The organism is Streptomyces durocortorensis (assembly GCF_016901035.1).
Lineage (GTDB): Bacteria > Actinomycetota > Actinomycetes > Streptomycetales > Streptomycetaceae > Streptomyces > Streptomyces durocortorensis.
In genome coordinates this window covers 792-11006 of the sequence record NZ_JAFEUF010000226.1, presented here as the reverse complement: position 1 = coordinate 11006, position 10215 = coordinate 792, and the positions used below count along the sequence as shown (strand labels likewise).

Genomic DNA, 10215 nt, shown 5'->3' with positions numbered 1-10215 from the left:
CCCCTGGAAGGGCCCCCCACCGTGAGGCGCGCCCCCGTACGGGCCACCGCCCCACCCTGCATCCTGCGCCACTGCGTCTCCGTCATGTCGTCGGCCCGGGTGCCGGGCCGTTCTGTCGTCGGCACACCGTAGCGCCCCCGACGTGGGCCGATGATAGGTACGGCCGTACACAACGTTGGGTACAGTCGTACACATGGGATACGCATACGGACTGCTCGCCGGAGCCATCGCGGCGGAGGTGGCCGGGACGACGGCCATGAAGTACAGCGAGGGCTTCACCCGGCTCTGGCCCTCGATCGGCACCGTGGTGGGCTACCTCATCGCCTTCACCCTGCTCGCGCAGACCCTCAAGACGCTCTCCGTGGGCACCGCGTACGCCATCTGGGCCGGCGTGGGCACGGCGGCCGTCGCCCTCATCGGGATCCTGTTCCTGGGGGAGTCCAGCAGCCTGGTCAAGATCGCGGGCATCGCCCTGATCGTCGCCGGGGTCGTCGTCCTCAACCTGGGAGGGGCCCACTGATGGCCCGGAACCCGGAAGGATCCCACTGATGGCCCGGCGCTACGACCCTGAGCGGCGGACGCGCATCATCGACGCGGCGCTGGCCGTGATCGCGGCCGACGGCATAGCCGGGCTCAGCCACCGCACCGTGGCCGCCGAGGCCGACGTGCCGCTCGGCTCGACCACGTACCACTTCGCCTCGCTCGACGAACTCCTCGTCGCCGCACTGCGCCGCTGCAACGAGAACTTCGTCCAGGCGCTGCGCTCCAGCGGGCTCTTCACCGAGGAGGGGGACGGTGAGTGGGGCGGGGTGGCGGACACGGACCTCGCGGAGGAGCTGACCCGGCTGCTGGACCGGTGGTTCGCGGGTGAACGCGGGGCGATCGAGCTGGAGTACGAGCTGTATCTCGCGGCCCTGCGCCGCCCCGCGCTGCGCCCCGTCGCCGCCGAGTGGACCGAGGAGGCCGTCGAGCTGCTGTCCCGGCGCACCGACCCGGAGACCGCACGGGCCCTCGTCGCGCTGATGGACGGCGTCTGCCTCCAGGTCCTGCTGACCGGCGGCACGTTCGACGCGCCGTACACCCGGAAGATGCTGGAGCGGATCGTCGAGGGCGGCGGGGCCTGACAGTGCTCCGGCCGGTGTGCTGCCCGCGCCGGGCGCCGGCCTGCGTATCCCGGCGCGGATCGGCCCCGCCCGGTCCGCCGGGGCGGTGCCCGGCCGTGTCCGGACGGCCCGGTCAGTCCGTCCCGCGGCGTACCGCTTCCAGCGCCTCCCGCACGCTCGCCCCGATGTCCGTGATCGGGTACAGCACCTCGCGGATCGTCCGCTCCCGGTCCACCACCAGCGTCAGCCGCTTGAGCCTGCTCACGCCCGCCGCCCGGAACGTCGGCAGCCGCAGCGCCGCCGTCAGGGCCAGGTCCGCGTCCGAGAGCAGCGGGAAGCGCAGCCCCTCCTTCTCCGCGAAGGCGCGCTGCTCGTCCGGGCGCTGCACGGACACCCCGTGCACCGTCGCACCCGCCGCCGTGAACTCGGCCAACTGGTCGCGGTACGTGCACGATTCGAGGGTGCAGCCGCTCGCCCCCGGGATCCCCGCCCAGCCCGGCGGATAGGCGTCGCGGGTGGCGTAGGCGCTGGGGAAGCAGTAGAGGACGGTGTACGGGGTGTCGGCGACCGGGTCGCGCGGCTCGCCGTCGTTCCCCGGCAGCAGCAGCTCCGGCAGCCGTGTCCCCTTGAGCGCCCGCACCCGGGCCGCCTCCTGCGAGGCCTCCGTCGTCGTCGCCATCGTCTCCCCTTCCCCCAGCACCCACGTGTCGCCCCAGTCCTGGAGCGCGATCAGCACGGGCAGCAGCGCCCGGCCGCGCGGGGTGAGGCGGTACTCGTACCGCACCGGGCGGTCCTGGTACGGCTCCCGCGCCAGGACGTCCGCGTCGACCAGCAGCCGCAGCCGCTCGGTCAGCACCTTGCGCGAGACGCCCAGCTCCTGCTGGAGCGCGTCGAACCGGTGCACCCCGCGCGCGGAGTCCCGCACGATCAGCAGCGTCCACCAGTCGCCCACGACGTCGAGGGCCTGGGCGATCGAGCAGTCGGCGTCGGCCAGGCTGGTGCGCTGAGGCATGGTCGTCCCTCCGGTTGTGGCCGCTGTCCGCCCCGCCCACCCCGCCGGGGTCCTTTCGGTTGACCCCGATGGAATCATGCTGCCATAGTCCGTTCCCATAAGGAACTCACTGCGGAGGGCGCAGGAGTCGTACGGGGGTGGCACGGTGGTGGCGGGGACGGGCATGGTGCGCGGAGTGCCGCGGACGGTACGGCTGCTGGCGCTCGGGGCGTTCCTCAACGCCGTCGTCAGCTTCACCTTCGTCTATCTCTTCGTGTACCTCGTCGGGCCGCGCGGTCTGAGCGTCACCCAGGCCGGAGTGATCAGCGGCGTCGGCGGCATCGGCCTGGTCGTGGGGAACTTCACCGGCGGCTGGTTCGGCGACCGGTTCGGACACCGCCGCGCCCTGCTGACCGGCGCCTGCGTGAGCGGCGCGGCGCTCGTCGTCCTGCCCGCCCTGCCGGTCGCCGCCCTGTACGCGGTGCTCCCGGTCGCCCAGTACGCCGCGGGCGTCGTCCGCGCCGCCAACGCCGCCCTCGTCGCGGTCTCCGTACCCGAGGGCGGAAGCCGCCGCCGGAGCTTCGCCCTCTTCCGGTTCGCCGGCAACGGGGGCTTCGCCATCGGCCCGCCGCTCGGCGCACTGGTCGCCGCGCGCTTCTCGTACGACTGGCTCTTCGTCGCCGACGGCCTCGGCACCCTGCTCTTCGCCCTCTACGCCGCCCGGATCCTGCCCGCGCGCGGCAGCGCCCACTCCGCACCCGCCCACGACCCGGACGCCCCCGGCCTCTGGCGCGAACTGCGGGCCAGACCCGCCGTCCTGGTGCTGCTCGCCGCGATCGTCGTCGTCGACACCGTCTACCGGCAGCAGTACTCGACCCTGCCGGTCTTCCTCGCCGACCACGGGCACTCCACCCAGCTCTACGGCTGGCTGCTCGCCATCAACGGCGGCGTCATCCTCTGCCTCGACCTGCCCGCCGCCCACGCCCTGGCCCGCCGCGCCCCGCTCGGCCTCGTCGGAGTCGGACTCCTGCTCGTCGGGCTCGGCTACGCCCTCCTGATCCCCGGCGCGGGCGTCCTCTTCGCCGTCACCATGATGCTCTCCCTGACCCTCGGCGAGATCCTCTACAAGACCCCCGCCACCGCCTACGTCGCCGACCAGGCGCCGGGCCACGCCCAGGGCCGTTTCCAGAGCCTGTACGCCGGTGCGTCGATCAGCGGGCAGGTGCTCGCCCCGCCGCTCGGGGCCGCTCTGTACGCGGCGTCCCCCGCTCTGCTCTGGCCGGTGTCCGCCCTGCTCGCGGCGGCCGACGGGGGAGCGGTGCTGGCGGCGCGGCGGCTGCCCGGACCGGGGGAGCGGGCGCGGGCGGCGGGAAAGGGGCCGCACGCTGAGACCGGTTCGCCCGAGCGGGCCCCGGCCGGTTAGGTTGCTGTTCATGACCGACACGACTTCCCAGGGTTCTGCCCGCATCTCCGCCGCCGTCGCCGCCCGCCTCGCCGCCCTCGCCGGTGACGGCACCGTCCTCGACACCTGGTTCCCCGCCCCCGAGCTGACCTCCGACCCCGGCCCGGCCGGTACGACGCGGCTCTCCCCGGACGAGGCCGTCAACCGGCTCGGCGAGGGCGCCGCCAAGGCGATCGGCGTGGACGCCCGGCGCGGCGTCGAGATCGTCGCCGTGTCCACGGTCATCTCCTCGCTCGACGACAAGCCGCTCGACGCGCACGACGCCTACCTGCGCCTGCACCTGCTCTCGCACCGGCTCGTCCAGCCGCACGGCCAGAACCTCGACGGCCTCTTCGGCCTGCTCGCCAACGTCGCCTGGACCTCGCTCGGCCCGGTCGCCGTCGACGACCTGGACCGGGTCCGCCTCAACGCCCGCGCCGAGGGCCTGCACCTCCAGGTCACCTCGGTCGACAAGTTCCCGCGCATGACGGACTACGTCGCCCCCAAGGGCGTACGCATCGCGGACGCCGACCGCGTCCGGCTCGGCGCGCACCTCGCCGCCGGCACCACCGTCATGCACGAGGGCTTCGTCAACTTCAACGCGGGCACGCTCGGTACCTCCATGGTCGAGGGCCGGATCTCCGCGGGCGTCGTCGTCGGCGACGGCTCCGACATCGGCGGCGGCGCCTCCACCATGGGCACCCTCTCCGGCGGCGGCAAGGAGCGCATCATCATCGGTGAGCGCTGCCTGGTCGGCGCGGAGGCGGGCGTCGGCATCGCGCTGGGCGACGAGTGCGTCGTCGAGGCCGGTCTGTACGTCACCGCCGGCACGCGCGTCACGCTGCCGGACGGCCAGGTCGTCAAGGCCCGCGAGCTGTCCGGCGCCTCGAACATCCTCTTCCGCCGCAACTCGGTCACCGGCACCGTCGAGGCCCGCCCGAACAACGCGGTCTGGGGCGGCCTGAACGACGTCCTGCACGCCCACAACTGAGCCGTTCGCTCACTTGGTTCAGGCTGCGAGGAGCTCCGCGTACGCCTTCCGCAGCCCGTCGGCCGCCTCGCGCCCGGCGGGCTGCAGCGGTTCCCGGACCGGCCCGGCGTCCAGCAGGGCCTTGGCCGTGACGGTCCCGGGCAGCCCGCTCGCCATCATCAGCTCGACGAGCCGGGCCGTGAGCCCGTTGAGCCGGGCCGCCTCGTCGGTGCGGCCCACGTCGAACGCGTCCAGCGGTGCCCGCATCTGACGCGGGGCCACGTTGGCCACCGTACTGACATAGCCCGCGCCGCCCACCGCGTACAGCGGCAGGTTCAGCTCCTCGCTGCCCGAGTAGTACGCCAGCGAGGTGCGGGCCAGCACCTTCGTCGCGCCGAGCAGGTCGTAGGAGCAGTCCTTCACCGCCACCACCCGCGGATGCTCCGCCAGCCGCAGCAAGGTCTCCGGCTCGATCCGGACGCCGGTGCGGCCGGGGATGTCGTACAGCATCAACGGCAGAGCGGTGGACTCGGCCACGCGCAGGAAGTACGCCTCGACGGCGGACTGCTGCGGGCGGCTGTAGTACGGGCTCACCACCAGCAGCCCGTCCGCGCCCGCTTCCTCGGCCTCCCGGGCCAGGCGCAGGGTGTGCGCGGTGTCCGGGCTTCCTACGCCGGTGAGCAGCGGCACCCCGTCGCCGACCTCCGCCCGGACGGCCCGCAGCAGGGCGGACTTCTCGGCCTCCGTCGTGGTGGGGGACTCGCCCGTGGTGCCGCTGAGGACGATCCCGTCGCAGCCCTCGGCCACCAGACGCGCGGCGTGCGCGCGGGCGGCGTCCGGGTCCAGGGCCCCGGTGGCGGTGAAGGGCGTGATCATGGCGCAGAGGGCGCGGCCGAAGGGGCGCGGTGCGGTGGCGGTCATGGGGGAAGTCTCGACGCCCGGAACCGTAAAGGTCCACTTAGATCTCCTTGTGGTGAACGGCAAGAGCTGCTGAAGAGTGCGGCGACCGCTGCTGTTCCTCTGACAAGATCGACCGCGCGGACGACCGGCCGCGGCGAGGGGTGGGCGACATGAACGAGCGTGTACGGGTACGGAGACGGGTCCGGGTGGCCCTGTTGACGGCCACGCTGACGGCACTGACCGGCTGTTCCGGTTTCCTCGTCCCGGCCGGCGAGGGCGAACGCCCGGACCCCACCCCTTCCGCCTCCGCATCCGGGCCCGGCATGGTCCGCGCCGAGACGCTGCCCCCGACGCCCACGCCCGGAGCCGACGCGCCCGCCTACGGCGCTCCCGCGCAGACCGGCCCGACCTCCGCCCCGCCCGGCAAGTGCCCCGCCTCCGGGGTCGTCGTGGACATGGGCCCGGTGGAGACCGGAATGATGCACCGGGCCGTCGTGCTCACCCTCACCAACTGCGGCCGCAAGCCCTACGCCGTCGACGGCTACCCCTGGGTCCGGGCCCTCGGCGAGGACGGCCGGCCCCTGCCCGTCGAGGTCAACGAGGACGGTTCGTACTTCGGCAGCGACCCGGGCCCGAAGAAGCTCCTGCTGGACCCCGGCCTCACCGTGAAGTCGATCCTGGCCTGGGTCTCCACGCCCGAGGGCGGCGACCTCATCGAGGGCGACGCCCTGGCGATCTCCGCAGCCCCCGGCCTGCCGACGCGGGTCTTCCCGCTGGAGGGCCACGACATCCGGCTGATGGACGAGCTCAACACGACGGCCTGGCGCACCGAACTCGGCGGCTGAGCAGGGGACTTCAGCCCTGCGGTGCGGCGGGGGCCGTGGGAACGGTATGGGTGGCCCAGGCAGACCCCGGCGGCCCGTCCGGCCGTACGTGCAGGAGAAAGGCCGGAGGCTCGTCCGGATAGCCGGGCACCCCCTCCCGCAGCACCAGACCGCTCTGCCGGTACGTGCTCGGCGCGACGGCCACCGTACTGCCCGCGAAGGACGCCGTGACCGGGCGGTGCACATGGCCCGCCAGCACCCGCGCCACCCGGGGGTGCGCGGCGACCACCTCGGCCAGCGCCGGGCCGTCCGCCAGGCCCATAGCGTCCAGGAACGGGATGCCGACCGGAACCGGCGGATGGTGCAGGCAGACGAGGGCCGGCACGCCGGGGCGCAGGGCGAGGGCCCGGTCCAGCCGGGCCAACTGCCCGGTCCCCAGCCGCCCGCCCGGCGCACCGGCCACCCACGAGTCCAGGACCACGACGGTGAACGCCGGGTGCTCCACCACGTACGACGTCCGCGTCCCCCCGCCCAGGAACCGCGTCCCGCCGAACCCGCCCACGAGAGCCTCCGGCACGTCGTGGTTCCCCGTCACCAGGTGCAGCGGCAACGGAAACGCCTCGATCTCCTCGCGCAGCGCCGTGTACTCGCCCGGCTCCCCACGCTCGGTGAGATCACCGGTGATCACGGCACAGTCCGGGAGCGGATCCAGGGTGAGCACCCGGCGCAGGGCGGCCCGCAACCCCGCCGCGGGGGCCGCCGCCCCGGGGCCGGTGGTGAGGTGCGGGTCGCTCAGGTGCGCCACGGAGAGGGTCATGCCCCCCACCCTTCCCCGGCGACGGCGGGCAAGCACCCGGTCATGCCGTGGGCGAACGGCATGCGGGCGCGTCCGCGTGCGCCTTGACGGGAACGGCCTTGATCTCAACCGGACTTGAGGTACGAAGGTGGTGGTCGTAGCGCACCGACCGGCGCACGCACAGGAGGAACACCGCCATGACCACGCATGTCACCCGCCGCCCCGACCCGGCCCGCCCCGATGCCGCGATCGCCAAGGCCGGCACCTGGAACGTCGGGACACCGCAGCGGCAGCGAGAGACCGTCGACGCCATCCGGAAGGCCTGGGAGAGCCGGGAATGGCCGCACCCCGGGCTGCTCTCCTACAGCGTCCACGAAGGGGAGGACGGTGCGACCCTGCTGCACTACTCCCAGTGGACCGGCGAACAGGCCTACCAGGACTTCGTACGCGAGGGCCGCGACCCCCGCAACGCCGAGATCGACGCCGCCGTCCCCGGCATCGAACGCCTCGGCCTGCACACGTACGAGCTGTACCGCTCCGGGCTCCGGGCCGAGGGCGACACCCGGGAGACCGGCTGCGTCGTCATCGTCGACGTCGAGTTCGAGGGCCCCGACGCGGCGCGCCAACGCGACTGGGTGGACGCCGTGTTCGAGGCGCTCGGCGACGACGCCCAGCTGCCGGACGGCGGCATCGCCGCACACTTCCATGCCTCCACCGACGGCGCCCGGGTCCTCAACTACGCCGAGTGGGAGAGCGCCGAGCACCACATCGCGGCCCTCGCCGCACCCGGTGAGGGCGTCGGATCCCCGTCCCCGCTCTGGGAACGCGTCCAGAAGTACCCGGGCATGACCGGCGGCGGCGTGCACCGCTACACCCCCGCGCTCAGCATGGAACCGGGCGCGGGCGGGTAGCGGCGCGCCGGGCGGCGGGCGGTGAAATGCGTCTAGGCTTGGGCGGCTGAACCGCGTACGCACTCCGTATGCCCCCGAGCACGCACCGAGGAGAACCCCCGATGTCCGCAGAGCGCCCCTCCCTGCCGCCGGTGCGGCTGAACTCCGAGGCCGAACTGGCACGGGACGCGCTCGCCGCTCCGCTGTTCGTCCGCGCCGTCAAGCTCGCCCGGTGGGCCGGTCCCGGCACCCGGGTCGGCGCGGGCGGCGAGCTCGTCGAGGCGCAGCTGCCCGCGGCCGCCGAGCACCTCGCGCTCGCGGCCGACGAGGACGGCGCCGCGTACGCCAGCGAGGCCTGGCGGCTCGCCGTGGACACCGGCCTCCTCGACGTCACCGACCCCGAGGAGGACGAACTTCCGGGCGGCGAGGAAGCCGCAGAAGGCTCGGAAGACGCGGAAGGCACGGACGGCTCGGAGGCCGAGGGCACCGTCTCCGCGGGCGAGAACCTGGCCCTGCTCACCGGCGGCTCCCCGCAGGACGTCCTGTCCATCTGGCTCGACGGCCTGGACGCCGTGCACGCCGACGCCACCGCGCCCGTCCTGGACGACTTCGCGGACCTCGTCGGCGAGGACGGCTCGATCGACTTCGACGCCCTGGACTGGGATCCGGAGGCCGAGGCGGAGTTCCTCGACGGGGTCCTCGGCAACCTCTACCTGCTCACCCTCGCGGACAACGGCGCGGGCGAAGGACCGGTCCCGCTGCCCGCCCTCGCCGCGTCGATGATCGTCCCCGACGACATGGGCGAGCCCACCGACGACATCCTGGAGCAGGTGTCGGAGGCGATGATGCGCCTCGACGACCAGTTCCGGCTCCTCGAACCCATCGGGATCGTCGCCTACCAGCCGGTCGACGAGGCGCTGCTGGTCGAGGAGGGCGAAGCGGCGGACGCCTCCGTCGCCGGGGCCGACGACGAGGACGTCACGCGGTACGGCATGGTCCGGCTCACCCCTCTCGGCCTGTACGGCGTCCGGGCCCGGATGCTGGAGGCCGGGATGGACGCCCCCGCCGTCGGCGACCTCGCGGGCAAGGGCGCCGACGCTCTCCTCGACGGCATCGCCCACTACCCGGAGTCCGCCGCCCGCGCCGAGGTCAAGCTCTGGCTCGCGGGGTACGCCGAGGGGGCGGTGTCGGCGGCGGCCGAGCTGCTGGCCGCCGCGCGCGGCACGGACGAGGGCGCACCGCTGCGCCGCCTCCACTGCCAGCAGGCCCTCGCCCTGGCGGGCCCCGAGGCGGAGCCCGCCGTACGCGGGGTGCTCGGCGACCCGGAACTGGGCGGCCTCGCCCGCGTCTGGCTCGCGGAGCGCGGTGCCGCCGACGTGCCCGCCCCGCCGGAGGACATGATCTTCTGGCTGGCCATCGACACCATCGCCGCCCAGCTGGACGCGGACGGCGAGCTGGACGAGCTCCAGGGCCTGATCGAGGGCCTCTCCGCGCAGCACAGCGGCTTCTTCGACGAGGTCTGGCGCGTCGACCACCCGGCCACCGCCGATGTGCTGGAGGCCATGGGCCGGCTGCACAGCGACAAGAAGGCCGCCAAGGACGCCCGCAAGGCGGCGTTCAAGGCGCGCTCGCGCGCGGGTGGCTGAGGCGCCGGCGCGTGGCTCTTGTGCTGAGCGCTGCTCGTACAAAGCAGACGTCGGCGGCGCGACACCGCCCGTGCCGCCGCGGCGGGCGAAGGGAAAAACGCCACACCTTCGGGGGTCTTTCCGATGCCGCGTTCCGCGTGGTTTCGCTGCTGGAGGCGGGAGTAAGCGCTGACCGGGCCTGGTGAGCGCTGATTACGAATCCGGCACTTCTGGGGCCCCGGCACCGGCGGGCATGGCGTCGGGCCTTCACAGGGCGCATACTCGACGTAATGAAACAGTCAGCCGGATCCCGGCGTCACCTGCCTTCCAGTCCCTTCAACCGCCCGGCCCAGGAGGCCCCACCGGTCGAATGCTTCGATGTGGGCGACAGGGTGTCGCACGACCAGTTCGGGCTCGGCAGGATTCTTGCTGTCGAGGGCGACAACGACGCAGTCCTCATCGACTTCTCGGGGCGTCAGGGAAGGATCCTGAGCCCGTACTCCAAGTTGACCAAGCTCTGAGACGCGGGACGAGCACGAGCAGCGTCCGCCTTCTCCGGGTCCGGGGGGGGGGGGGGCGGGGGGGGGGGGCCCGGGGCCCCCCGGGGGCGGGGGGGGGCGGGGGCGCGCGGGGGGGGGGGGGGGGGCGGGCCCGCGCGGCCCCGGGCGGCGGGGG

11 protein-coding genes are annotated in these 10215 nt (G+C 73.8%); 8 read left to right on the top strand and 3 right to left on the bottom strand.

Features of this window, described 5'->3' with window-relative positions; translation table 11 throughout:
- Positions 1-193: 193 nt before the first annotated feature.
- Positions 194-520 carry a DMT family transporter gene (locus tag JS521_RS29045; protein ID WP_006123656.1) on the top strand — a complete coding sequence of 109 codons (327 nt, stop codon included), beginning with the start codon at positions 194-196 and terminating at the stop codon, positions 518-520.
- Between the two features lie 28 nt (positions 521-548).
- On the top strand, positions 549-1124 hold the full coding sequence (locus tag JS521_RS29040) for a TetR/AcrR family transcriptional regulator (protein ID WP_205085922.1): 576 nt from the start codon (positions 549-551) through the stop codon (positions 1122-1124).
- A gap of 112 nt (positions 1125-1236) precedes the next feature.
- Here JS521_RS29040 and JS521_RS29035 read toward each other — a convergent pair whose 3' ends face one another.
- Positions 1237-2115, bottom strand: coding sequence for a winged helix-turn-helix transcriptional regulator (locus JS521_RS29035; RefSeq protein ID WP_205085921.1), 879 nt, complete (start codon positions 2113-2115; stop codon positions 1237-1239).
- 163 nt (positions 2116-2278) lie between these two features.
- Between JS521_RS29035 and JS521_RS29030 the strand changes: the two genes are divergently transcribed.
- Complete coding sequence (locus JS521_RS29030) at positions 2279-3517, top strand: MFS transporter (protein ID WP_205085920.1); 1239 nt, start codon at positions 2279-2281, stop codon at positions 3515-3517.
- Between the two features lie 10 nt (positions 3518-3527).
- Positions 3528-4526: a 2,3,4,5-tetrahydropyridine-2,6-dicarboxylate N-succinyltransferase gene (dapD, locus tag JS521_RS29025; protein WP_205085919.1), complete on the top strand. Its 999-nt coding sequence runs from the start codon at positions 3528-3530 to the stop codon at positions 4524-4526.
- A gap of 18 nt (positions 4527-4544) precedes the next feature.
- On the opposite strand, the gene dapA is transcribed toward dapD, so the two are convergent.
- Positions 4545-5426 carry a 4-hydroxy-tetrahydrodipicolinate synthase gene (gene dapA, locus JS521_RS29020; protein ID WP_205085918.1) on the bottom strand — a complete coding sequence of 294 codons (882 nt, stop codon included), beginning with the start codon at positions 5424-5426 and terminating at the stop codon, positions 4545-4547.
- Between the two features lie 149 nt (positions 5427-5575).
- Here dapA and JS521_RS29015 point away from each other — a divergent pair, with 149 nt between their 5' ends.
- Entirely contained in the window at positions 5576-6250 is a 675-nt protein-coding gene (locus tag JS521_RS29015; protein ID WP_205085917.1) for a DUF4232 domain-containing protein, read from the top strand.
- A 10-nt stretch (positions 6251-6260) separates the two neighbouring features.
- On the opposite strand, the gene JS521_RS29010 is transcribed toward JS521_RS29015, so the two are convergent.
- Positions 6261-7046 (bottom strand): phosphodiesterase, encoded by a 786-nt coding sequence (locus tag JS521_RS29010; protein WP_205085916.1) that lies wholly within the window; start codon positions 7044-7046, stop codon positions 6261-6263.
- 176 nt (positions 7047-7222) lie between these two features.
- Between JS521_RS29010 and JS521_RS29005 the strand changes: the two genes are divergently transcribed.
- The 3 genes from JS521_RS29005 to JS521_RS36945 all read left to right on the top strand — a co-directional run bounded on the left by JS521_RS29005 (position 7223) and on the right by JS521_RS36945 (position 10061).
- On the top strand, positions 7223-7936 hold the full coding sequence (locus JS521_RS29005; RefSeq protein ID WP_205085915.1) for an antibiotic biosynthesis monooxygenase: 714 nt from the start codon (positions 7223-7225) through the stop codon (positions 7934-7936).
- Positions 7937-8037: 101 nt separating this feature from the next.
- Positions 8038-9561, top strand: a complete 1524-nt coding sequence (locus JS521_RS29000) for a hypothetical protein (RefSeq protein ID WP_205085914.1) — start codon at positions 8038-8040, stop codon at positions 9559-9561.
- Between the two features lie 269 nt (positions 9562-9830).
- Positions 9831-10061: a hypothetical protein gene (locus JS521_RS36945; RefSeq protein WP_003969918.1), complete on the top strand. Its 231-nt coding sequence runs from the start codon at positions 9831-9833 to the stop codon at positions 10059-10061.
- Positions 10062-10215 lie beyond the last annotated feature (154 nt).